Here is a 21,537-nt window from a genome sequence, read left to right as displayed (position 1 = left end):
CCGGCCCGGGGCGCGGGGATCGGGTTCATGGTCTTCATGGCCTCGACGATGAACAGGGTCTGGCCGGCTTCCACCGTGTCGCCGACCTTCACAAACGCGGGGGAGCCAGGGTTGGGCTGCAGGTAGACGGTGCCCACCATCGGCGATTTCACCTCCTCGCCGGCGGCGCGGGCCGGGGCGGCGGACGCTGGCGCGGCGGCAGGGGCGCCTTGCGCCGGTGCGGCCACGGGAGCCGGGGCGGGGGCCGCGTAGTGGACAGCCGGCGCTGCCGTAAGCTGCTTTGCCACCCGGATCTTCAGCCCGCCGTGCTCGACCTCGATCTCCGAGAGGCCGGTCTCCGTGAGGATATCCGCGAGCTTGCGGACCAGGCGCGAGTCGATCGGATCGGCGGGCGCCTTGGGGGTATTCGCCATGTATGCGGCCCTTGTCTTTCGTATCTGAGCTAGCGGGCCAGGCCCGCGGCGGCCTCGACGGCCAGTTCGTAGCTTCGCGCGCCGAAGCCGGAGATGATTCCGGCCGCGGCCAGCGACACATAGGTCTTGCGGCGGAACGTCTCGCGCGCCGCCGGGTTCGAGAGATGGCACTCCACCACCGGGATGCTCAGCATCTTCAGCGCATCGAGGATGGCGATCGAGGTATGGCCGTACGCGGCGGGGTTCAGGACCAAGGCGCTCGCGCTCTCGCGGGCCTCCTGGATCCAGTCCACCAGCACGCCCTCGTGATTCGATTGCCGGCACACGACCTCATAGCCCAGGGACGACGCCCGCGCCGCGACCAGGCGGTGGACGTCCTCCAGGGTCTCATGTCCGTAAATCTCCGGCTCGCGGGTCCCCAACAGGTTGAGGTTGGGACCGCTCAGCACATAGATCGGTTTCGGCATTGAGCTCCGCCGTCGATTCCGGCGCCCTTGTAACGGGCCGGGCCGCAGGCCACAAGCAACCCGACCGGAGCCGGCCTTGCAGCTGATCGTGAACGGAGAGACCCGCACCTTCGACGACGTCACAGACGTGGCGGCGCTGGTGTCGGTGCTGGGCCTGAACACGAAGAAGGTGGCCGTGGAGCGCAACCTCGAAATCGTGCCCCGCTCGGCCTATGCGACGACGGCGCTGATGGACGGCGACCGGATCGAGATCGTGCATTTTATCGGAGGCGGTTGAGCCATGGACGGGTCTGTCCGGACTGAGGAGGATACCTGGGAGGTCGCCGGCCGCACCTTCAAGTCTCGCCTGATCATCGGCACGGGCAAGTACCAGGACTACGCCCAGAACGCCGCCGCCGCCGAGGCCTCCGGCTGCGAGATCGTGACGGTGGCGCTGCGCCGGGTGAACCTGTCGGACCCCAGACAGCCGATGCTTGTCGACCACGTGAAGCCCGACCGCTTCACCTTCCTGCCGAACACCGCCGGCTGCTACACGGGCGAGGAAGCGGTGCGCACCCTGCGCCTGGCGCGCGAGGCGGGCGGCTGGGACCTGGTGAAGCTGGAGGTGCTGTCCAACACCAAACACCTCCTGCCTGACATGGAAGAGACCCTGCGGGCGCTGAAGCTGCTGATCGCTGACGGCTTCTCCGTGATGGTCTACTGCTCCGACGACCCGGTTTATGCCCAAAAGCTCGAGGACGCGGGGGCCGCCGCGATCATGCCGGCCGCGGCGCCGATCGGCTCCGGCCGTGGGATCCAGAACTTCCTGAATCTCGGGCTGATCCTGGAACAGTCCAAAGTGCCGGTGCTGGTCGACGCCGGCGTCGGGACCGCGTCGGATGCGGTCCTGGCCATGGAGCTCGGTTGCGACGCGGTGCTCATGAATACCGCCATCGCCGAGGCCAAGGACCCGATCCGCATGGCGCGGGCGATGAAACACGCCGTCATCGCAGGCCGCGAATCCTACCTCGCCGGCCGCATGGCCAAGCGCATGTACGCCGACCCCTCCTCACCGCTCAGCGGCCTGATCTAGCTCAGGCGGCTTCCGCCGGCTCCTCGGCCTTGACCACGGCCTGAAGGTCGTCGCGCATAGGGATCCGGGGGATCAGCAGGGTCACCAGCAGGGCGGCGGCCAGCAGTCCCAGCCCTAGGACGAACGTGTGCGTGATGGCGCCCGCGATCAGGTCCTTCACGAAGTCGGGCAGCGCCAGGCCGCCGCCGGCCTGCGCCTCGGCGCCCATCCCGTGCAGCTTGCCGACGTCGATGCCGGGCATCACCTTGCCCAGGCTGGCGTTCAGCTGGTTGGTCAGGATGGTCCCGAACAGGGCCACGCCGATGCAGGAGCCGATCTGGCGGAAGAACTGGCCGGAACTGGTCACGACGCCCAGCCGCGACACCGGCATGGCGTTCTGCACGGCCAGGGTGAACAGGCTCTGGCCGGGGCCCAGGCCGATCCCCAGCACCAGCATTCGCCAGGCCAGATCCGGGCGGGTGGTGTCGGCGGTCATCTGGCTGAGCAGCCAGACCCCCAGCGCCGTCACCACAATGCCACCGACCATGTAGGCCTTGTAGGTCCCGGTCCGGCTCACCAGCCGCCCGGACAGCATCGAGCTGCCCATGATCCCGACCATCAGCGGCAGCATGGACAGGCCGCTCTCGGTGGCGCCGACGCCCTGGCCCAGCTGCATGAAGAGCGGCAGGAACGTCACCGTGCTCATGAACGACATTGAGATCAGGAATCCCGCCAGATTGGCGGTGCTGAACACCTGATTCCTGAACAGGTCCAGCGGCAGGATCGGGTCTGTGGCGAACCGCTCGGCGATCACATAGAGCACGAGGCCCAGGGCTGCGGCGCCGAACAGGCCCAGCACCATCGGCGAAAGCCAGGCGTGCTGCGCACCCCCGAACGTCAACGCCAGCAGGAAGGGCACGACCGTGGCGATGATCAGGCCGGCGCCGACGAAGTCGATCTTGCCCTTCGCCGCGTGGGACATCTTGGGCATCTTCACGATGATCATGAACAGCGACAGGAGGCTGAGCGGCAGGTTCAGGTAGAAGACCCAGCGCCAGCCGGCGATCGTGTGACCGAACAGCTCGACCGTGCCGTGGTCGGTGAAGAAGCCGCCGATCAGTGGTCCGATCGTGGACGACAGTCCGAACACCGCGCCGAACATGCCGCCGACCTTGCCACGTTCGCGTGGCGGATAGAGGTCGCCGATGATCGCGAAGGCGGTGGTGAACAGCGCCCCGCCGCCAATCCCCTGGATCGCCCGAAACACGATCAACTGGGTCATGCCGCCGCCCAGCAGCGGCAGGTCGCCGAACTCTCCCGAAACACCGGACAGCCAGGAGCCGGCGAGGAAGAAGGTGATCCCGGCCAGCAGCACCGGCTTCCTGCCGTAGAGGTCGCCGAGCTTGCCCCAGATGGGCACCATCACCGTCGAGGTGAGCAGGTAGGACGTGGTGACCCATGCGTAGAGGGCCAGGCCGTTCAGCTCGGCGATGATCCGCGGCATGGCCGTGGACACGATGGTCTGGTCCAGCGCCGAGAGCAGGAACACGATTGCCACGCCCCACAGCGTGATCTTGCGCTCGTACTCGGTGAACTGTCTCTGCTCGCTCAAACCCCGCCCCCTCAGGCCCCGGCTGTCGTACTAACCGAGCTAGTTGAGCGGGATGTTTCAAAACAGCGCGCCCCCCGTCTTCTCCTACGAGATGCGTGGGAGAGGACGGAAACTCACCGCGCCATGTTCAGGACCTGGACCTGGGTGAATTCCTTCAGGCCCTCCTCGCCGAGCTCCGAACCGATACCGGAGAACTTGGCGCCGCCGAACGGCAGGTGCGGCTGGATGTCGGCGTGCTTGTTCACCCACACCGACCCCGACTCCATCTCCGTCGCCAGATCCCAGGCGCGGTCCGAATCCTTCGCCCAGATCGAGCCGCCCAGCCCGTACATGGAGTTGTTGGCGCGGCGCACCGCGTCGGCGGGATCGGAGTACTTGATCACCGGCATGACCGGGCCGAACTGCTCCTCGTCGACCAGCTTCGAGCCCTCGGCGATGTCGCGCACGATGGTCGGGTTGATGAAGTAGCCCTTGTCGCCCTTGCGACCGCCGCCGGCGATGATCTTGCCGTCCTTCTTGGCGCTCTCCAGGAAGCCCAGCACCTTCTCGAACTGGGCCTTGTTCTGCAGCGGGCCCATCTGGGTGCCCTGTTCCAGGCCGTCGCCGACCACCGCCTCGTTGGCGCATTTTGCCAGTTCGTCGCACATGGCGTCGTACATGCTCTCGTGCACGTAGATCCGCTTGGCGGCGATGCAGACCTGGCCGGCGTTCTGCATGGCTGCGCCATAGACCTGCGGCGCGGTCACCTTGGGGTCGACGTCGTCCAGCACGATCAGCGCATCGTTGCCGCCCAGCTCCAGGGAGATGCGCTTCAGCGCATCGGCGGCCGAGGCCATCACCTTCTTCCCGGTCTCGGTGGAGCCGGTGAAGCTGATCTTGCGGATGTCCGGGTGCTTGGTCATCTCGCCGCCCAGGTCGTTGGCGTCGGCGATGATGTTGATGACCCCGGGCGGGGCTAGGTCCTTGATGAGCCCGGCGAGCTTCAGCGCCGTAAGCGGCGTGGTCGGCGCAGGCTTCACCACGACCGTGTTGCCGGCCAGCAGCGCCGCGGGGAGCTTGAACATCATCAGGATCATCGGGAAGTTCCACGGGATGATGCAGCCCACCACGCCCAGGGGCTTCCTGCGCACCTCGACGCGACTGGTGGCGTCGTCGGTCACCACGCGGTCCGGCAGGTCGAGGGTGGCGAAGTAGCGGCAGAAGGCCGAGGCGCCCATCACCTCGCCGGTGGCGTCGGCCAGCGGCTTGCCCTGTTCCTGGGTGAGCAGGCGGGCGAAGTCGTTCACGTTGTCCTGGATGACGTCGGCGATGGCGATCAGCACCTTGCGGCGCTCATCGATCGAGGTCTTGCTCCAGGCCGGGAAGGCAGCCTTGGCGGCGGCCACCGCCTGGTCCAACTGGGCCTTGGAAGCCCGCGGGCAGGTGGCCACGGGCTCCTCCGTCGCGGGGTTGAGCACCGACATCGTCGCATCGCCGGCGACCATCTGGCCGTTGATCAGCATCTTGTAGTCGGACATCGGAGCCTCCGGGAAATCGAAGGCGGCACGCAACGCTCTTTACGCGGCGGCGGTCAAGCCTCGCTGCCCTGGAAGGACTGCCGCGTACCGTTGGTGTGAAGGAACGTCGTCAGTGTCCGATGCCGTGACGCAGGCGATACTGGCCCTCGTCGAAGCCTTCGAAGATGAGCGAGGCCTGCGGGTGGCCCACGGGTTGGCCGGTGTCGTCGGGCAGCAGGTTCTGTTCGGAGACGTAGGCCACGTAGGCGCTCTCGTCGTTCTCCGCCAGCAGGTGGTAGAACGGCTGATCCTTGTGCGGCCGGATATGCTCCGGAATTGAGAGCCAGTATTCCTCGGTGTTCGAGAAGCTGGGATCGACGTCGAAGATCACGCCACGGAATGGGTACACGCGGTGACGGACGACTTGGCCGATCGTGAATTTGGCGAGTCGCGTACTCATGACCGCGAATCTACACCCCTCGTTCTGACTGGAAGGTGAACGTAGTGACGCGGGCGTTTCATACAACCGTCGTCTTCCTGGCGCCCGCCAGGCTTGCTACAGTCGCCCCGAAATCAGGCGCGAAGGGGGAACGCGCGCCTGCGTAGGACGGATGATGTCCATGAGTGAGGCGCCGCGCGCGCCCGGGCCAGCAAACCACGGCCGGGAGAGGTCGACTGCCGAGGCGCCGTGCTACGCCGCCCTCGACCTGGGAACCAACAACTGCCGCCTGCTGATCGCCACGCCGACTCCCGGCGGCGGCTTTCGCGTGGTGGAGGCCTATTCGCGAATCGTTCGGCTGGGCGAAGGGCTCTCGCAGAGCGGGCGGCTGGCGGATGCGGCAATGGACCGCGCCCTGGCCGCGCTGAAGGTGTCGGGCGAGCGGGTGCGCCGCCGCCGGGTGCTGAAGTTCCGCGCCATCGCCACGCAGGCCTGCCGCATCGCCGCCAACGGCCAGGCATTCATCAACCGGGTCGCCAACGAGACTGGCGTCAAGCTGCAGATCATCACGCCGCAGGAGGAGGCCCGGCTGTCGGTGACGGGTTGCCTGAACCTGCTGGACTACCGCCACGAAGCCGCGCTGGTCGTCGACGTCGGCGGCGGCTCGACGGAACTCTCCTGGGTCGATCTGAAGGCCGGCCTCCAAGGGCGGAACGGGCCCGGCCAGACGCCGCCGGTACGCGCCTGGCTGTCGGTGCCGATCGGTGTGGTCACCCTGGCCGAAAGGTTTCCCGAAGGCGCCGTGCCCACCGAGGGCTGGTTCCGCCAGATGGTCGATCACGTGAGATGCGAAATCGCGGCCTTCAAACGCGCGGATCCGATGCGGCCGATCTTCGAAGCCGACCGCGCGCACCTCGTCGGCACCTCCGGCGCCATCACCAGCCTGGCCGGCATGCACCTGCGGCTGCCGCGCTATGACAGGAACCGCGTCGACGGCATCTGGATGACCCGTGACCAGTGCGACGCCGCCGCCGGGTCCCTGCTCGCGCTCAGCGCCGCCGAGCGCGCAGGCCAGCCCTGCATCGGCCCTGACCGCTCCGATCTGGTGCTCGCCGGCGCTGCGATCCTCCAGGCGGTGCAGGAGGAGTGGCCCTGCAGCCGGGTGCGGGTGGCCGACCGCGGCCTGCGCGAGGGGATCCTGTTGTCGCTGATGTCCGAGCGGACCGGTGCGCGCCGCCGCCGCAAGCGCCGGCGCAGCCGAGCCGGCGCGCAAGGGCCGGCCGGGCGACCCTGCCCGGGAGGCGACGGCCAATGAGCGATGAGCCGCCCCGCAAGCGTATGGTCAAGCTGCCCACCGGCGGCCAGGAGGGCGGCCGCGGCAAGCCCGCCCGCCTGAAGACCGCCAAGCAGCGCACACCCAGCCAGCAGGCCTGGCTGGAGCGGCAGGTGAACGACCCGTTCTCCGCCAAGGCGCGCGCCCTGGGCTATCGCAGCCGCGCCGCCTTCAAGATCACCGAAATCGACGACCGTTTCCACATCTTCAGGCCCGGCGCGCGCGTGGTCGACCTGGGCCTGGCGCCCGGAGGCTGGACACAGGTCGCCGTCCAGCGCGGGGTGACCCACATCGTCGGCGTCGACCTCTTGCCCGTCGACCCGCTTCCACCTGCGCAGATCCTGCAGATGGACTTCACCGATCCGGCCTGCGCGCCACGGCTCATCGAGCTTCTCGGGGGGCCGCCCGACGTCGTACTTTCCGACATGGCGCCCAACACCGTCGGCCACCGCGAGACGGATCACCTGCGCATCATCGGACTGATCGAAGCGGCGATGGCGTTCGCCGTGGAGGTGCTGAAGCCCGGCGGCGCCTTCGTCGCCAAGGCCTTCCAGGGCGGCGGCACCGACCGCCTCATCGCTGAACTGAAGCAGCACTTCGAGGTGGTGAAGAACGTCAAGCCCAAGGCCAGCCGGCAGGACAGCTCTGAGGTGTTCCTGGTCGCGACGGGGTTCAAGGGCGGTCTTCCGCCCGGCGCGCTGCGGTGAATGCCGGCTCCCAAGCCCGGCTTCAGGTCTCCGGAGAGGACGGGCGCGGACGCGTGGGCGAGGCGAGGGGCAGTGCCTCCTCCACCGTCATCAACACGATGTGCGGGAACGCCGGGGCCCCGTCGCCCTGGCGGTAGCTGCTGCGTATGTGCTGAAAGAGAGCCCCTTCCGACAGCACGATCGCGCGTCCTCTGAAACGCCAGCCTGCCCGCGCGGCGGGGTCCAGGACGCAGATCTCCATGCCCGGGTTCTTGCGCAGGCCCGCCACCGTGTCCGGCGCGCCGAGGTCGGCAAAGATGATGTGGTCCCGGTCCCAGACTCGCGTGGTGCCCTTCGGCGCCAGGTTGGGGCCGCCATCCAGATTGACGGTGGCGACGAAGCCTAGGTGCTGGTCTTCCACCATGCGCCGCATCTCGTCGGTCAGTACGCTCATGATCGCCTCCCGAGCCTACTATAGCGGCTCCGGCGTCTTTGCGCCCTCCGTCACGAGCCAGTCGCGGAAGCGGTCCAGCGCGCGGCCCTCGGCGCCCGGTGCAGCCAGGAGTGCGAAGGCGCTGCCCGAGCGCACAAAGCCCAGCGGCGCCACAAGGCGACCGGCCAGCACCTCGGCGGCGCAAAGCGGCCAGGAGACCACGGCGGCCCCAAGGCCGGCCAGGGCGGCGTCCATGGCGAAATGGACGTGGGCAAAGGGCCGCTCACGGGCCGGTAGCAGCTCCACGCCGGCGTGCTCGGCGAAGATTGGCCAGGCCTCCGGGTGCGTGGCCGCCGCCAGGCGCGGCGCTTGCAGCGGATCGCTGCCGCAGCGCTGGGCCATTTCGGGCGACATCACCGCGCCCAGCGCGTTGGGCGAGATGAAGGACGTGCAGTGCGGGTCCGCGAGACGGCTCAGCGGCACGATCCGCACCACGGCCTGGGCGCCGCGGTGCGAGGTGGCGTGCGCGGCCAGTTCTGAGAGGTGCAGGCGGATGTCCGGATGGGCGGCCTGGAAGCCCGCCAGGCGCGGGATCAGCCACTTCACCGACAGTGAGGCGTTCACCGCCACATGCAGGTCCTCGCCCCCCACCCGCGTACGGCGGACGGCGGCGGCGATCTGATCGAAGGCCTCCGTCAAAGGGGGCAGCAGTTCGCGCCCGGCGAGCGTCAGTTCCAGGCGGTTCTTTGGCCCCGTGAACAGCCGAATGCCCAGCGCCGCTTCCAGCGCCTTGACCTGCCGGCTGACCGCAGAATGCGTCACGTGCAGTTCCTCGGCCGCGAGCGTCACGCGGCCGGTCCGCGCCACCGCCTCGAAGGCGCGGAGCGCGTTCAGCGCGGCCAGGACGCCCGATGTGACATTTTCGAACAATGACTGGCAAATAAGTCGGCTTTCGTGCAACGGCAATCGCGGCACTAGCTGGTCATGGAAGACCTCACCCCTAAGAACCTCCCGCCCGTCGACTACGATCGCGTGCAGCACGACGTGTACGCCAGGGGCAGGGCGCTGCCGCCGGCGGCGATCCAGGCCTGGATGGAATCCTTCGCCCGCCACCTGCCGGCCCGGCGACCGCTGGTCGGGATCGACCTGGGATCTGGCACGGGTCGGTTCACGCCTTCGCTGGCCGAGACCTTCGGCGGGCCGGTCTATGGCGTGGAGCCGGCTGGCGGGATGCGCCGAGCCGCCGAAGCCGAGGCGCGCCACGCCCGGGTGACCTACCTGGCGGGAGAGGCCGCGGCGATCCCGCTGCCGGACGCCTACGCCGACTTCGTCCTGATGTTCCTGTCGTTCCACCACGTTCGCGACCGCGCCGCGGCGGCCGGCGAGATCGCCCGCGTGCTCAAGCCGGGTGGGCGGCTGATCCTTCGCAGCACCTTCCGCGAGCGCATCCCGGATCATTGGTGGCGCGGCTACTTCCCGGGCAGCTGGGCGGTGGAGGAAGCGATGTTTCCCACCGAGGCCGAGGCGCGTGCCGTCTTCGAGGCGTCCGGCTTCACCACGGAGGAGTCGGTGCAGATGCTGATTCCGTTCGAAGGCGACCTCGCCACAGCGGTGGAGCGGCTGAAACTGCGCGCCGTCTCAGTGTTCGAGCACATGACGCCGCAGGAACTGGACGAGGGCTTCGCGCGCCTGGACGCCGCCCTGGCGGCCGGAACGATCGAGCAGAAGCCCACCACCGGCGACTTCATCGTCTTCGCCAAACCCAGTCAGGAGCCCGCAATCGCATGAACGCACCCGTCACGCCCCTTGCCGTGCAAGGCGCCGAGCCCCTATACGCGGACCGCAAAACGAGGTGCTCCATGGAGATACGCGAAGGTCTGACCTTCGACGACGTTTTGCTGGAACCGGGTCCGTCCGACGTGATGCCGACCCAGGTGGATGTGTCCACGCGGTTCACGCGCGAGATCAACCTGAACATCCCGCTGGTTTCGGCGGCGATGGACACGGTGACCGAAAGCCGGCTGGCCATCACCATGGCCCAGTCGGGCGGCATAGGCGTCCTGCACCGCAACCTCACGGTCGAGGAGCAGGCCGACCAGGTGCGCGAGGTGAAGCGTTACGAGAGCGGCATGGTCATCAATCCGCTGACCATCAATCCGGACACGCCGCTCAGCGAGGTGCTGGCCATCAAGGCGCGGCGCAAGATCTCCGGCTTTCCGGTGGTCGACCCTCAGACGGGCCGCCTCTGCGGAATCCTGACCAATCGCGACATGCGCTTCGAGGGCAGTGGAGATATTCCGGCCAAGGAACTGATGACGCACGAGAACCTGGTCACCGTTCGAGAGGGCGTGACCCAGGCTGAGGCGCGCGACCTGCTGCGCCGGCACAAGATCGAGCGGCTGATCGTGGTCGACGACGACTACCGTGCCGTCGGGCTCATCACCGTCAAGGACATGGAGAAGTCCCAGGCGCACCCCGACGCCGCCAAGGACGCGCAGGGCCGCCTGCTGGTCGCGGCCGCTTCGACGGTGGGCGATGCGGGCTACGAGCGTTCAATGGCGCTGGTGGACGCCGGCGTGGACGTGGTGGTGATCGACACCGCCCACGGCCACAACGCATCGGTCGCCGACGCCGTCGCCAGGGTGAAGCGCGAGAGCAACCGCGTCCAGATCGTCGCCGGCAATGTCGCCACCTACGACGGCGCGCGCGCCCTGATCGAGGCCGGCGCCGACGCGGTGAAGGTCGGCATCGGTCCGGGCTCCATCTGCACAACGCGGATTGTCGCCGGCGTGGGCGTGCCGCAACTCACCGCCATCGCCGACGCCGTGCGCGCTGCTCAGGGCTCCGACGTCCCGGTGATCGCCGACGGCGGGATCAAGTACTCCGGCGACCTGGCCAAGGCGCTGGCGATGGGGGCGTCGGTCGCCATGATGGGCGGGGTCTTCGCCGGCGTCGACGAGGCGCCGGGCGAGGTCTTCCTGTACCAGGGCCGCTCCTACAAATCGTACCGCGGCATGGGTTCGCTTGCCGCCATGGGGCAGGGGTCCGCGGACCGCTACTTCCAGAAGGACGTCACCGACGCGCTGAAGCTGGTTCCAGAGGGGATCGAAGGGCAGGTGGCCTACAAGGGCCCGCTTGCGCCCATCCTCCACCAGATGGTCGGCGGACTCCGCGCGGCGATGGGCTATGTGGGGGCGCCGACCCTGCCGCTTTTCCGCGAACGGGCCAGGTTCATCCGCATCACCGGCGCGGGCCTGCGCGAAAGCCATGTGCACGACGTGATGATCACCCGCGAGGCTCCGAACTATCCGAGCGGGATCTAGGACAGGGAGGCGACGGCGATGGGCGAGGGCGTGGCGCTGGAGCTGAAGCTCCTGATGGCGGCGGTGGTGATCGGCCTGGTGCAGCTCCTGTGGGCGGCCGGGGCGGCGCGGGCGCAGCAGGACATGAAGTGGGCCGCCGGGCCCCGCGACACGCCGATGCCCGTCTCCGGGGTCGCCGCGCGGCTCCACCGGGCCTTGTGGAACTTCATCGAGACCTTCCCCTTCTTCGCCGCGGCCATCCTGGCCAACGCTGTGGCCGGCAGGCTGGGCGCGGACCTGACCATCTGGGGCGCGTGGCTCTACGTCGGCGGCCGCGCGGCCTATGCGCCGCTCTACGCCATGGGCGTGCCGATGCTGCGCACCATCGTGTGGGCCGTGTCCTTGGTCGGGCTGGTCATGGTGATCTGGGCCCTCTTCAGGTGAGCTGATGCGCGACGGCGGACGCCTGACGGCGGCCATTGAGGTCCTGACCGAGATCGAGACGCGGCATCGCCCCGTCCGCCTCGCCATGAAGGCCTGGGGCGAGGGCGCCCGCTACGCCGGGTCGAAGGATCGCGCCTTCATCTCGGGCCTGGTGCTGGACGTCCTGCGCCGCAAGCGCTCCCTCGCCTGGCGGATGGGCGAGGAGACGCCGCGGGCGGCCGTATTGGCGACCCTGCATCTGCACTGGGGCTGGCCCATCGAGCGGCTGGCCGACGCGGCGGGCGACGAGGTGCACGGCCATGGCGCGCTCACCGACGCGGAACGGGCGGCCCTGGCGGCCCCGCGCGACCTGGCCGACGCCCCGGCTTCGGTGCGCGGCGACTACCCGGACTGGCTGGACGCTTCCATGGCGCGGGCGTTCGGCGACCGGCGCGCCGCGGAGGGCGCGGCGCTCTCGGAGCGCGCGCCGGTGGACCTGCGTGTCAACACTCTGAAGACCGATCCCGAACGCGCGCTGAAGGCCCTGGGTGTCTTTGAAGCCCAGCCGCCGGGTCTGGCGCCCAACGCGCTGCGCGTCGCCGCCCCGGCCGCCGCCGACCGCAGCGGCGCCGTCGAGGCGATCCCGCAGTTCTCCAAGGGCTGGTTCGAGATCCAGGATCTGGGTTCCCAGGTCGCCGCCTCCGTCGCCGGGGACGTCAAGGGCAAGCAGGTGCTGGACCTCTGCGCCGGTGGCGGCGGCAAGACGCTGGCGATGGCATCGGCCATGGCCAACACCGGCCAGATCTACGCCTACGACAACGACGCGCGACGCCTGACCGACACCATCCGCCGCGGCGACCGCGCCGGGGTGCGCAACCTGCAGATCCGCTCGCCCCTGAACCCCGACCCGCTCAAGGACCTGGCGGCGAAGATGGACGTGGTCTTCATCGATGCGCCCTGCACCGGCACGGGCTCGTGGCGGCGCCACCCGGATACCAAGTGGCGGGTGACTCCCGACGCCCTCGATCGGCGCCAGAAGGACCAGGACGTGGTGCTGAAGGACGGCGCCGGCTTCGTGAAGCCGGGCGGCCGCATGGTCTATGTGACCTGCTCGGTGCTGCCCGAGGAGGACGAGGACCGGGTCGCGGCCTTCCTGGAGAGCCACCCCGAATTCGCTCGCCAAGCCGCGACCGACGATCCGGCGTTGGCGAAATTCCTCACCCCCGCAGGCGATCTGCGCCTCACGCCCCTCACCGCCGGCACGGACGGATTCTACGTCGCCGTGCTGGAGAAAGCCCGCTAACGGACCCATGCCTGAAGTCGCCCACGAACGTGTCCTGATCGTCGATTTCGGCAGCCAGGTGACGCAGCTGATCGCGCGCCGGCTGCGCGAGGCGGGCGTCTATTGCGAGATCCATCCGTTCGACAAGGTCGACGCCATGCTGGACGCCTTCGCCCCCAAGGCGGTGATCCTCTCCGGCGGTCCGGCCAGTGTGCACGAGGACGACAGCCCGGCGGCCCCGCAGCGGATCTTCGAGCTGGGCGTGCCGGTGCTGGGCATCTGCTACGGCGAGATGACCCTCTGCGCGCAGCTGGGCGGGGCGGTCGAGGGCGGCCACGACCGCGAGTTCGGCCGCGCCGAGATCCTCATCGAGCGGAGGTCGCCCCTGCTGGAGGGGCTGGGCGACATCGGCGATCGCGAGACCGTGTGGATGAGCCACGGCGACAAGGTCACCGCCATCCCGCTGGGCTTCGAGGTGGTTGCGGCGTCAGAGGGTTCCCCCTTCGCGGTCATCGCCGACGAAGGCCGCCGGTTCTACGGCATCCAGTTCCACCCCGAGGTGGCCCACACGCCGCGCGGCGCGCTGATCCTGCGCAACTTTACCCACCGCATCGCCGGGTTGAAGGGCGACTGGACAATGGCCTCCTACCGCGAGGAACAGGTCGCCAAGATCCGCGCGCAGGTCGGCGACGCCAAGGTCATCTGCGGTCTCTCGGGCGGCGTGGATTCCTCGGTGGCCGCGGTGCTCATCCATGAGGCGATCGGCGAACAGCTCACGTGCGTCTTCGTGGACACCGGCCTGTTGCGCAAGGACGAGGCCACCCAGGTGGTCACCATGTTCCGTGATCACTACAATATCCCGCTGATACACGTTGATGCAGCTGATCTTTTCCTTGATGAACTGGCGGGCGTGTCCGACCCGGAAACCAAGCGCAAGACCATCGGCCGCCTGTTCATCGAGGTGTTCGACAAGGAGAGCGCAAAGATCGAGGGCGCCGCGTTCCTGGCCCAGGGAACCCTCTATCCCGACGTCATCGAGAGCGTTTCCACCAGCGGCGGCCCAAGCGCCGTCATCAAGAGCCACCACAACGTGGGCGGCCTGCCGGACTACATGAAGCTGAAGCTGGTGGAGCCCTTGCGCGAGCTCTTCAAGGACGAGGTCCGTGCGCTCGGCGTCGAACTGGGCCTGCCGCCGGCCTTCGTCGGCCGCCACCCGTTCCCCGGCCCCGGCCTGGCCATCCGCATCCCCGGCGAGATCACCCGCGAGAAGGTCGCCGTCCTGCAGGCCGCCGACGCCATCTACCTCGACGAGATCCGCAAGGCCGGCCTCTACGACAGCATCTGGCAGGCCTTCGCCGTCCTGCTCCCGGTGAAGACCGTCGGCGTCATGGGCGACGCCCGCACCTACGAGGATGTACTGGCGCTCCGCGCCGTCACCTCGACTGACGGCATGACGGCTGACTTCTTCGAATTCCCCTGGGAGGTCCTGGGCCGCTGCGCCACCCGCATCATCAACGAGGTCAGAGGCGTAAACCGCGTCGTCTACGACGTGACGTCGAAGCCGCCCGGCACCATCGAGTGGGAATAATTTTTGCCCATCCGAGGGTATCCAAAACTACGCCAGAATACGCTCTAACCCACTGAAAAACAGAAATAATCAAGCCATAGCCTATCGATGTCTATCGGTGGGCATGGAACGCGTCTGTCGTATCTGGTGACGGACCCGCCCCCGGTTGATCATCCGGAAAATCGAAAGTACCGTCACAGCGACAGAGGCTCGTGACGGTACTTTTTTCGGCCTAATCTGCTGAAAATAAACAGATATATCCGCCGAAAGCCTCCGAAAAACGCCTGACGGTCTTTTTTTGTGTGGAGGCCCCAAATGTTGACGGATGCAGCACTCAAGTGCCTGAAACCAAAAGCCAAAATGTACAAGGTGACCGATCGTGACGGCATGTATGTGCGCGTCGCACCCACAGGCGGCATCTCGTTCAGGCTGGACTACCGGCTGAACGGCAGGCGCGAGACCGTCCATCTTGGCAAGTACGCCAGAGATGGGATCTCGCTCGCCCGGGCGCGTGAACTGTGCCTGGACGCCAAACGGATGATCGCAGAGGGGCGGTCACCAGCCATCGAGAAGCAGCGGGATAAGCGTCGGATCAAGGAGGCCAAGAGCTTCGGTGAGTTCGGCGAGAAGTGGCTGACAGGCGCGCCCATGGCCGACAGCACGCGCGCCATGCGCCGCGCCATCTTCGAGCGCGAACTCAAGCCCGTCTGGCGGAATCGGTTGCTGACCGAGATCACGCCTGATGACCTGCGCGCACACTGCGCCAAGATCGTGGAACGGGGCGCGCCGGCGACAGCCATCCATGTGCGGGATATCCTGAAGCAGATCTACGCCTTCGCCATTCTCCATGGCGAGAAGGTCGCGAACCCGGCCGATGATGTGGGTCCTGCTTCGATCGCCACCTTCACGCCGAAGGACCGGGCGCTTTCGCCGACCGAGATCCGCATCATGCTCAAGCAACTCGAGCATGTCGCGACCCTGCCGACGATCCGCCTCGGCATGAAGCTCTACCTCCTCACCATGGTCCGGAAGAGCGAGTTGCAGGACGCGGTCTGGGATGAGGTCGATTTCGAAAACGCTGTCTGGACGATCCCGAAGGAGCGCATGAAGCGATCGAAGGCGCACAACGTCTATCTGTGCCGGCAGACCCTCGACATCATGATCGCGCTCAAGACCTGCGCTGGTAATTCCCGATATCTGCTGCCGTCCCGCTACGATGCGGACGCGCCGATGTCGCGGGCGACCTTTAACCGGGTCACCTACGCTGTCGTCGAACAGGCCACGAAGGAGGGGCTGCCGCTGGAGCCGTTCACCGTCCATGACCTTCGGCGCACGGGGTCGACGCTGCTCAACGAGCTGGGCTTCAACCGCGACTGGATCGAGAAGTGCCTTGCGCACGAGGATGGGCGTTCATCGCGCGGCGTCTATAACAAGGCCGAGTACGAAGTTCAGCGTCGCCACATGATGCAGGAATGGGCTGACACCGTCGATGCCTGGGTCGAGGGCCGGAAGTATGTTCCGACGCTGTTGCCGACAGTCATGCCGCCTATCGCGCTCGATCCTGCCCTTTGACCGGCCGGGAATGGCGTTTGGTCACATCGGGATGCTGAGCGCGGGCAATCGGCTTCGCGCGCCGTGCCAGCAACCAGGCCTGGACCTCCGCAAGATCCCAGACGATGCAGCGCGGCGACAGCGCGAAACGCCGCGGAAAGTCGCCGCGCTGCTCCATCTCGTAGATCGTGCTGTCTGCCAGGGGCACCATCTCTCGCAGTTGGTGCCGCCTGATGGTCTTCCTGATTTCCAAAGGCTCAATCTGACCCATTCTCAATCTCCTTCGCGGCTGTCGCCGGCGATTGAGAACGATAGGTGCCGATACCGGAAGTCCCTTCTGCGTGGCGTGCGGCAATTTCGGGCTCTGGCGTAGAAATCGGCGTGCTGTTTCCAGTCCTGACAGCGCGGCCGGACATCCGTCAGCCCACAGAATCTGCACGACTCGCCGCACGCGTTACGCGCCGTAATTGCGCTGTTCAGATCACGCACCATTTACTGCTTGCACCGGCGGGATGCGATCCGGAGGTCCGCTAGCGACGTAGCAACAGTCGAATATGTGACATTTAAGGATTTCGTGGGCGGCGGTAGCGAGGAGACGGAGAAGACCTATCATCTGATTGGAACAGTTCTCGGGGGCTGACGGGGCTACGTTTGCAAAGACCTTTGCATCATGGGGAACCATCGTGCCGAGATCGAAGATCGAGCTACGCCATGTGCGTTACATCATCGCCGCTGCGGAAAGCGGTAGCTTCCGGCGCGCGGCACAAGATCTCGGCGTCGAGCAGTCGGCGATCAGCCGCCGCATCCGGGATATCGAGGATGAGATCGGCGCTCAGCTGTTCCGCCGTCATCCTGCCGGCGTCGACCTGACGGACATCGGCAAACAATTCCTGGATCAGGCCGCCCCTGGGGCTCGTCAGATCGGATCGGCGCTCGACGGTGCAAGAACAGTGGCGAACAGAGGACGGCATCTTCGGATCGGCGTGTTCGGGCCTCTGACCATGGGCTTTCTGTCGGAGCTTTTCGGGGCTTTTCGGGGTGACCGCCCGGGGGTCAAGCTGAGGTTCAGCGAGGGTAGCTGTCCCGAACTAATCGCGGCCGTGAGGCGGGGGCAGCTTGATGTTGGCATTGTCGCCGAAGCATTGCCCGCGAAGGGCTTGGACGTAACGCATCTGTGGGCCGAGCCTGTGTACGTCGCAATGTCAGACGGCGACCCACTCGCCGATCAGAAGGCGCTCCAGTGGGATGACTTGCGGGATCGGCACTTTGTGGTGACCCATTTGCCGACCGGTGACTTCGCGAAGGCTTACCTGATGCGAAGCCTCCAGACTTCGCCCGGCGACCTTCAGATCGAGCAACTGGCCGTCACTCGAGAATCGCTGATGCAGATCGTTGCGCATGGCGGCGGCGTCACCATCGCGGGCAGCGCCCATGTTCGGTCCGGCCTTTCCGGCATCACCTTCCGCCTGATCGAGGACGCCGTTCTCCGCTATGGTGCGGTCCATTCGAGCGGGTCTCTGCCGAGGGATCTCGAACGTCTGCTGACGCTGGCGAAGTCCCTATCGGAGAGAGACCAGGCATGGTTCACCCGGCAGCGGCTCATCCGTCCTGAACATTGGCGCGTGCCGCACGCTGACCGCCATCGCGGCGCGCGCGGGCGAACCCCCGATCGGTTGCAATGAAGCGCTCGAGCATGGGCACGACGAGCTTCGTCGGATCGCTGATGGCCTGGCCTTGTTCGCGGCCGAGTGCCGCGGCGTAGGCGACGAGGTCCCGATGCAGGGGCGCAGGGAGTTCAATCGTCACCTTCACCGGCTTGTCGTCGACGATTGGGCCGAGCTTCAGCTTGGTCATCAGAAGCCTCCATAAGGTTCAAGCACGAGGTCGCGGGTGACGATGACGCGCACGGGAAATCCCGGCCGGATCGTGAGGGTCGGCGCGACATTGAGCTGCCGACGGATGATCTGCTGGCCGGCATCGTTGATCGTGTCCTGCGCACCGTTCCGGATCGCCCGGAGCAGCCGATCCTGATCGTCGACGGCCAGTTCGGCGCCAACCGACAACAGGGTCGACAGGCCGGCTGCCTTGGCGAGATCCCACCAGTGATAGTCGACGCCATCCTGAAGTCCCGCATAGCCTTGCGCGTCGGCTCCGGGTTGACGTTCCAAGACGATCGAACGGCCGTTCGGGAGGATGAGCCGCTTCCAGACGAGTAGAACCCGGCGCTGACCGAAACCGACATCGTTGCTGTACTCACCGATCAGCCGCGTGCCCTGCGGGACGAGCAGGATGCGCCCGGTCGAGCTGTCGTAGACATGCTCGGTCACCTGCGCGGTGATCTGGCCCGGCAGGTCCGACCTGATGCCGGTGATCAGCGCCGCCGGGATGACGGCGCCGGTCTGGAGGACAAAGGGCGATGCCGGACCCATCACGCGATCCGGCGAGACCGTGCGCCGGTCTACGCCCGCATTCAGGAACGCGAGCTGGCGATCCTGTGCCGTGGGTGTGCCTGGCTGGCCCGGAAGACCCAGCCCAGTCAGGCTCGGGTTGCCCGGTCCCCCAGCTGTCGAAACCGGAGCTGCGACGCGCGCCTCGGTTTGGAAGAAGACGCGGCTCGTTCGGGCAGCTTCTTCTTCCGCGCGTCTGCGCTGCTCCACCGGATCGACGGCGGGCGCTGCCGCCATTGGCGGCGTGACGGGCTGGCCACGATTTTGCGCATCGAGGATGGGGCGCCCCAGATCCCCGGGCAACGGAGGCCCGAGCACCGGGCCGGTATAGTCGCGTGGCAGGCCGGCAAGCCCGTCCGCAGTTCGCCGGTTCTGCGTGGAGTAAAGCTCCTCATTGCCCGGGCCGATGTTGCGCGTCTGCAGCGCATAAATGAGGGCGCCACCCACGCCGAGCGCGGCAACCAGGCTGATGCCTCCCAGCACCTTTCGTGACAGCCGGGTGACCTTGGGTGGTTCGGCGCGCAGCCGCATCGGCGCAGCTGCATCGCTGGGTGGTGTGCCGACCAGCGGTGCCTCGGCTTCGCCCTGTGTGTCTCGTTCGCTCATGATGCGGGCCTCCCATCGGTGCGAACGATCCTCACCGTCTGCTGGCGGTCTCCACTGCCGAGACGCAGCTCGGCGGCGCCGAACAGGCGGTCGACGATCAGGACGTTCTGGTGAATCCGGCTGTTGGCGATCTGCGGTTCGCCATCGGCGCCGATGACGAAGAGCGGCGGCATCTCGCCCTGAACGATCCCGCGCGGGAACTCGACATAGACGCGGCGCCCGTCGTCGTAGACCGAAACCGGCCGCCACGGCGGCGTGTCGCCCGTGAGACCGTAGCGATAGTTCCGTGCCGCAACGGCCGGGATCACCGGCGTGGCGGGCACGGCTTGTCTCTGCGAGGCGGGCGGCTGCGGATAGGCCCAGGCGACGGCCGGCATATAGGGCCGATCGCCGGAGCGCAGCTCGATCATGTAGATGCGCCGGTCGGTGGTGATGACCAGATTGGTCGTGATGTCTGGCCGTGTCGGCTTTACGAGGACATGGACGCGCCGGGTGATGCCAGAGCCGCTCTCGGTGTCGCCGATGATCCAGCGTGCCGTGTCGCCCGCAGCGATGGGGCCGGCGCCAGTCAGGCTTTCGCCTGGTTCCAGCGCGATGTTGGTGATCTGCCCGGGAGCGGCATAGACTTGATAGAGCGCGCCCTCGCTCCAGGGATAGATCTGGATCGAGTTGTAATAGCCCTCGCGGCGCGGTTCGACGCGCGCGGCGGCATTGGCATTCTCTACACGACCCGCCGGCGTCCCTGCGGCAGCGCCACCGCGCGCGGGTGTCCAGGCGGGCGGTGTGTGAAGCGGCCTTGGTGGCGCCTCCGTGACGGCAGCCGGCACAGGGGGAAGCGGCGGAACTTCGGCGTCATAGCTGATCTGTGGCGGTCGGTTGGTCGCGCAGCCGGCAAGCGCCAAACCGGAGATCAGCAGAAGCGCAAAACCGGAAGTGCGGAAGCGACGGCTCACCGGTTGACGGAAATGATTTCTCATTGCCCCAGCTCCCGTGACCAGTTGATGGCGTTGACGTAGATCCCGAGCGGGTTGGCCCGCAGCCGCTCTGCGTCGCGCGGGGGCTGGATCACGATGGTCAGGATCGCTGTCCAGCGCTGTGTCGTGGAGAGCTGGCCGTTCTCGTATTGGCGTTCGGTCCAGGCGACACGGAAGCTGTCGGGCGAAGCGCGGATCACGCTCGACACTTCGATCGACACCTGCTGCTTGCCGACGCGGGTGAAGGGGTCATTGGCCCGGGCGAAGTCATTGAGGGCGGCCGCACCGCGATCGGTCGTGAACTCGTAGGCGCGCAGCCAATTCTGCCGGACGACGATGGCGTCGGCCGGAATCGAGCGGACCTGCTCGATGAACCGCGCCAGATGCCAGGCCACCTGCGGGTCTGTGGGGCGATAGTCGGCCTGCGCTGGCGCGACCGCCTGCGCCTGGCCGAGATTGTCGACCTGCACCACCCACGGGACGATGGTCCCGCGCGCCGACTGCCAGACCAGCGCGGCGGCGAAGCCGGCGGAGAGGATCAGGCAGCCGAAGGCCATGAGCCGCCAGTTTCGGGCCTGGACACGCGCCGATCCGATCCGATCGTCCCAGATCTGCGCCGCGCGCTGATAGGGTGTCTCGGGCTCGGGCGTCTTGCCATAGTGGGTTGCGGGTCGCTTGAAGAAGCTCATGTGCGGTCGCCTCCGGAGAGATTGATGGAAGAGCCGCCGCCGTGGCTGTCGCCCGATCGGATCGCGTGTGCCGCGAGCGTGACGCCGTGGCTCATGGTCTGCCCACGCCGCATGCGCTGTGCCCACGCCGGCGGGCTGGCGGCAGCGCCTGTGGCTGCCGGTGCGGCATCATTGGCGACCGTGCCCATGCTCGAGGAGCCGCCGGTGGCGCCAAAGCCGGTCTTGACGCCGTCGGCGAAGCTGGAGCGAACGCTCTGCGCGGCCCGGCGCAGTGGAGAGGCTGCCGCGCCGCCGGCAGCTCGTGCGACGCCGCCGAGGCCCGACGCGACGCCGGCGGCACCCGACTTGCCGAGGGAACCGAGACTGTAGGCGGCGGAGGCGGCTCCCGCTGCGCTGGCTCCGCCGCGCACGGCAGCGGCGCCGCCGGAAATGGCGCTCGCGCCACCGCGCAGGGCGAGCCCGGCCGCGCCGCCAGCAGCCATGGCCGCGCCCCCCGCCACGAGGCCGGTGCCGATGGCGGAACCGGCGCCGAGTTGCGGGCCGCCGGACACGATGCCGTTGGCGATACCGGGACCGAAGATGCCGAGACCGAGCAGCGACAGCGCCGCCAATACGACGGCCATCGCGTCGTCGATGGTCGGCGGCTGACCGCCGAAGCCTGCCGTGAACTGGCTGAACAGAGTTGAGCCGATGCCGATGATGACGGCGAGCACCAGCACCTTGATGCCCGATGAGATGACGTTGCCCAGCACCCGCTCGGCCATGA

General features: G+C 67.5%; 24 protein-coding genes. 11 read left to right on the top strand and 13 right to left on the bottom strand.

The window, feature by feature from the left end; all coding sequences use genetic code 11:
- Both QZV94_RS11170 and aroQ read right to left on the bottom strand, forming a co-directional pair.
- Nucleotides 1-413: acetyl-CoA carboxylase biotin carboxyl carrier protein subunit (locus QZV94_RS11170; RefSeq protein ID WP_293677942.1), on the bottom strand; the 413-nt coding region annotated here is incomplete at its 3' end.
- 29 nt (nucleotides 414-442) lie between these two features.
- Entirely contained in the window at nucleotides 443-880 is a 438-nt protein-coding gene (gene aroQ / locus QZV94_RS11165) for a type II 3-dehydroquinate dehydratase (RefSeq protein WP_293677941.1), read from the bottom strand.
- A gap of 76 nt (nucleotides 881-956) precedes the next feature.
- Here aroQ and thiS point away from each other — a divergent pair, with 76 nt between their 5' ends.
- The gene (thiS, locus tag QZV94_RS11160; protein ID WP_293677940.1) at nucleotides 957-1,157 is read left to right on the top strand and encodes a sulfur carrier protein ThiS; all 201 of its coding nucleotides are present in this window, start codon (nucleotides 957-959) and stop codon (nucleotides 1,155-1,157) included.
- A gap of 3 nt (nucleotides 1,158-1,160) precedes the next feature.
- Nucleotides 1,161-1,952, top strand: a complete 792-nt coding sequence (locus tag QZV94_RS11155; protein WP_293677939.1) for a thiazole synthase — start codon at nucleotides 1,161-1,163, stop codon at nucleotides 1,950-1,952.
- Between the two features lies 1 nt (nucleotide 1,953).
- On the opposite strand, the gene QZV94_RS11150 is transcribed toward QZV94_RS11155, so the two are convergent.
- From QZV94_RS11150 to hspQ, 3 genes are all read right to left on the bottom strand, one after another.
- Entirely contained in the window at nucleotides 1,954-3,543 is a 1,590-nt protein-coding gene (locus QZV94_RS11150; protein ID WP_293677938.1) for an MDR family MFS transporter, read from the bottom strand.
- 113 nt (nucleotides 3,544-3,656) lie between these two features.
- Nucleotides 3,657-5,060 carry an aldehyde dehydrogenase family protein gene (locus QZV94_RS11145; protein WP_293677937.1) on the bottom strand — a complete coding sequence of 468 codons (1,404 nt, stop codon included), beginning with the start codon at nucleotides 5,058-5,060 and terminating at the stop codon, nucleotides 3,657-3,659.
- A gap of 109 nt (nucleotides 5,061-5,169) precedes the next feature.
- Nucleotides 5,170-5,499, bottom strand: coding sequence for a heat shock protein HspQ (gene hspQ / locus QZV94_RS11140; RefSeq protein WP_293677936.1), 330 nt, complete (start codon nucleotides 5,497-5,499; stop codon nucleotides 5,170-5,172).
- Nucleotides 5,500-5,659: 160 nt separating this feature from the next.
- Between hspQ and QZV94_RS11135 the strand changes: the two genes are divergently transcribed.
- The gene (locus tag QZV94_RS11135; RefSeq protein WP_293677935.1) at nucleotides 5,660-6,793 is read left to right on the top strand and encodes a Ppx/GppA phosphatase family protein; all 1,134 of its coding nucleotides are present in this window, start codon (nucleotides 5,660-5,662) and stop codon (nucleotides 6,791-6,793) included.
- On the top strand, nucleotides 6,790-7,518 hold the full coding sequence (locus tag QZV94_RS11130; protein ID WP_293677933.1) for an RlmE family RNA methyltransferase: 729 nt from the start codon (nucleotides 6,790-6,792) through the stop codon (nucleotides 7,516-7,518). Before QZV94_RS11135 ends, QZV94_RS11130 begins: the two co-directional genes overlap by 4 nt.
- Before the next feature lie 22 nt (nucleotides 7,519-7,540).
- On the opposite strand, the gene QZV94_RS11125 is transcribed toward QZV94_RS11130, so the two are convergent.
- Both QZV94_RS11125 and QZV94_RS11120 read right to left on the bottom strand, forming a co-directional pair.
- The gene (locus tag QZV94_RS11125; protein WP_293677932.1) at nucleotides 7,541-7,951 is read right to left on the bottom strand and encodes a pyridoxamine 5'-phosphate oxidase family protein; all 411 of its coding nucleotides are present in this window, start codon (nucleotides 7,949-7,951) and stop codon (nucleotides 7,541-7,543) included.
- An 18-nt stretch (nucleotides 7,952-7,969) separates the two neighbouring features.
- Entirely contained in the window at nucleotides 7,970-8,860 is an 891-nt protein-coding gene (locus QZV94_RS11120) for a LysR family transcriptional regulator (protein WP_293677931.1), read from the bottom strand.
- A 54-nt stretch (nucleotides 8,861-8,914) separates the two neighbouring features.
- On the opposite strand from QZV94_RS11120, the gene QZV94_RS11115 reads away from it, so the two are divergent.
- The 6 genes from QZV94_RS11115 to QZV94_RS11090 all read left to right on the top strand — a co-directional run bounded on the left by QZV94_RS11115 (nucleotide 8,915) and on the right by QZV94_RS11090 (nucleotide 16,076).
- Nucleotides 8,915-9,718 carry a class I SAM-dependent methyltransferase gene (locus QZV94_RS11115; RefSeq protein ID WP_293677930.1) on the top strand — a complete coding sequence of 268 codons (804 nt, stop codon included), beginning with the start codon at nucleotides 8,915-8,917 and terminating at the stop codon, nucleotides 9,716-9,718.
- 71 nt (nucleotides 9,719-9,789) lie between these two features.
- Nucleotides 9,790-11,253, top strand: a complete 1,464-nt coding sequence (gene guaB, locus QZV94_RS11110) for an IMP dehydrogenase (RefSeq protein ID WP_293677929.1) — start codon at nucleotides 9,790-9,792, stop codon at nucleotides 11,251-11,253.
- An 18-nt stretch (nucleotides 11,254-11,271) separates the two neighbouring features.
- Nucleotides 11,272-11,676: an MAPEG family protein gene (locus QZV94_RS11105; RefSeq protein WP_293677928.1), complete on the top strand. Its 405-nt coding sequence runs from the start codon at nucleotides 11,272-11,274 to the stop codon at nucleotides 11,674-11,676.
- Between the two features lie 4 nt (nucleotides 11,677-11,680).
- Complete coding sequence (locus tag QZV94_RS11100) at nucleotides 11,681-12,958, top strand: RsmB/NOP family class I SAM-dependent RNA methyltransferase (protein ID WP_293677927.1); 1,278 nt, start codon at nucleotides 11,681-11,683, stop codon at nucleotides 12,956-12,958.
- A gap of 7 nt (nucleotides 12,959-12,965) precedes the next feature.
- Complete coding sequence (gene guaA, locus QZV94_RS11095; protein ID WP_293677926.1) at nucleotides 12,966-14,525, top strand: glutamine-hydrolyzing GMP synthase; 1,560 nt, start codon at nucleotides 12,966-12,968, stop codon at nucleotides 14,523-14,525.
- Between the two features lie 294 nt (nucleotides 14,526-14,819).
- The gene (locus QZV94_RS11090) at nucleotides 14,820-16,076 is read left to right on the top strand and encodes a site-specific integrase (RefSeq protein ID WP_293677925.1); all 1,257 of its coding nucleotides are present in this window, start codon (nucleotides 14,820-14,822) and stop codon (nucleotides 16,074-16,076) included.
- Here the strand turns inward: QZV94_RS11090 and QZV94_RS11085 are convergent.
- Entirely contained in the window at nucleotides 16,051-16,326 is a 276-nt protein-coding gene (locus QZV94_RS11085; protein ID WP_086117933.1) for an AlpA family transcriptional regulator, read from the bottom strand. The genes QZV94_RS11090 and QZV94_RS11085 overlap by 26 nt on opposite strands.
- 346 nt (nucleotides 16,327-16,672) lie before the next feature.
- Here QZV94_RS11085 and QZV94_RS11080 point away from each other — a divergent pair, with 346 nt between their 5' ends.
- Entirely contained in the window at nucleotides 16,673-17,737 is a 1,065-nt protein-coding gene (locus QZV94_RS11080; RefSeq protein WP_086117934.1) for a LysR family transcriptional regulator, read from the top strand.
- On the opposite strand, the gene QZV94_RS11075 is transcribed toward QZV94_RS11080, so the two are convergent.
- The 5 genes from QZV94_RS11075 to QZV94_RS11055 form a co-directional block, all read right to left on the bottom strand.
- Nucleotides 17,655-17,909, bottom strand: a complete 255-nt coding sequence (locus QZV94_RS11075) for a DUF2274 domain-containing protein (RefSeq protein WP_086117935.1) — start codon at nucleotides 17,907-17,909, stop codon at nucleotides 17,655-17,657. The genes QZV94_RS11080 and QZV94_RS11075 overlap by 83 nt on opposite strands.
- Nucleotides 17,909-19,108 carry a TrbI/VirB10 family protein gene (locus tag QZV94_RS11070; RefSeq protein WP_086117936.1) on the bottom strand — a complete coding sequence of 400 codons (1,200 nt, stop codon included), beginning with the start codon at nucleotides 19,106-19,108 and terminating at the stop codon, nucleotides 17,909-17,911. Before QZV94_RS11070 ends, QZV94_RS11075 begins: the two co-directional genes overlap by 1 nt.
- Nucleotides 19,105-20,085 carry a P-type conjugative transfer protein TrbG gene (gene trbG, locus QZV94_RS11065; protein ID WP_293677924.1) on the bottom strand — a complete coding sequence of 327 codons (981 nt, stop codon included), beginning with the start codon at nucleotides 20,083-20,085 and terminating at the stop codon, nucleotides 19,105-19,107. Before trbG ends, QZV94_RS11070 begins: the two co-directional genes overlap by 4 nt.
- The gene (gene trbF, locus QZV94_RS11060) at nucleotides 20,082-20,771 is read right to left on the bottom strand and encodes a conjugal transfer protein TrbF (protein ID WP_293677923.1); all 690 of its coding nucleotides are present in this window, start codon (nucleotides 20,769-20,771) and stop codon (nucleotides 20,082-20,084) included. Before trbF ends, trbG begins: the two co-directional genes overlap by 4 nt.
- Nucleotides 20,768-21,537: type IV secretion system protein (locus tag QZV94_RS11055; RefSeq protein WP_293677922.1), on the bottom strand; the 770-nt coding region annotated here is incomplete at its 5' end. The genes QZV94_RS11055 and trbF, both read right to left, overlap by 4 nt.

Source organism: uncultured Phenylobacterium sp. (assembly GCF_902826855.1).
In the GTDB taxonomy this organism is placed as follows: Bacteria; Pseudomonadota; Alphaproteobacteria; order Caulobacterales; family Caulobacteraceae; genus Phenylobacterium.
This window is presented reverse-complemented; position numbering and strand designations above follow the sequence as displayed.

Coding starts and splice junctions, on each gene's coding strand:
- aroQ (WP_293677941.1), bottom strand. CDS start 880: ATGCCGAAACCGATCTATGTGCTGAGCGGTCCCAACCTCAACCTGTTG.
- QZV94_RS11155 (WP_293677939.1), top strand. CDS start 1,161: ATGGACGGGTCTGTCCGGACTGAGGAGGATACCTGGGAGGTCGCCGGC.
- QZV94_RS11145 (WP_293677937.1), bottom strand. CDS start 5,060: ATGTCCGACTACAAGATGCTGATCAACGGCCAGATGGTCGCCGGCGAT.
- hspQ (WP_293677936.1), bottom strand. CDS start 5,499: ATGAGTACGCGACTCGCCAAATTCACGATCGGCCAAGTCGTCCGTCAC.
- QZV94_RS11135 (WP_293677935.1), top strand. CDS start 5,660: ATGAGTGAGGCGCCGCGCGCGCCCGGGCCAGCAAACCACGGCCGGGAG.
- QZV94_RS11130 (WP_293677933.1), top strand. CDS start 6,790: ATGAGCGATGAGCCGCCCCGCAAGCGTATGGTCAAGCTGCCCACCGGC.
- QZV94_RS11125 (WP_293677932.1), bottom strand. CDS start 7,951: ATGAGCGTACTGACCGACGAGATGCGGCGCATGGTGGAAGACCAGCAC.
- QZV94_RS11115 (WP_293677930.1), top strand. CDS start 8,915: ATGGAAGACCTCACCCCTAAGAACCTCCCGCCCGTCGACTACGATCGC.
- guaB (WP_293677929.1), top strand. CDS start 9,790: ATGGAGATACGCGAAGGTCTGACCTTCGACGACGTTTTGCTGGAACCG.
- QZV94_RS11105 (WP_293677928.1), top strand. CDS start 11,272: ATGGGCGAGGGCGTGGCGCTGGAGCTGAAGCTCCTGATGGCGGCGGTG.
- QZV94_RS11100 (WP_293677927.1), top strand. CDS start 11,681: ATGCGCGACGGCGGACGCCTGACGGCGGCCATTGAGGTCCTGACCGAG.
- guaA (WP_293677926.1), top strand. CDS start 12,966: ATGCCTGAAGTCGCCCACGAACGTGTCCTGATCGTCGATTTCGGCAGC.
- QZV94_RS11090 (WP_293677925.1), top strand. CDS start 14,820: ATGTTGACGGATGCAGCACTCAAGTGCCTGAAACCAAAAGCCAAAATG.
- QZV94_RS11085 (WP_086117933.1), bottom strand. CDS start 16,326: ATGGGTCAGATTGAGCCTTTGGAAATCAGGAAGACCATCAGGCGGCAC.
- QZV94_RS11075 (WP_086117935.1), bottom strand. CDS start 17,909: ATGACCAAGCTGAAGCTCGGCCCAATCGTCGACGACAAGCCGGTGAAG.
- QZV94_RS11070 (WP_086117936.1), bottom strand. CDS start 19,108: ATGAGCGAACGAGACACACAGGGCGAAGCCGAGGCACCGCTGGTCGGC.
- trbG (WP_293677924.1), bottom strand. CDS start 20,085: ATGAGAAATCATTTCCGTCAACCGGTGAGCCGTCGCTTCCGCACTTCC.
- trbF (WP_293677923.1), bottom strand. CDS start 20,771: ATGAGCTTCTTCAAGCGACCCGCAACCCACTATGGCAAGACGCCCGAG.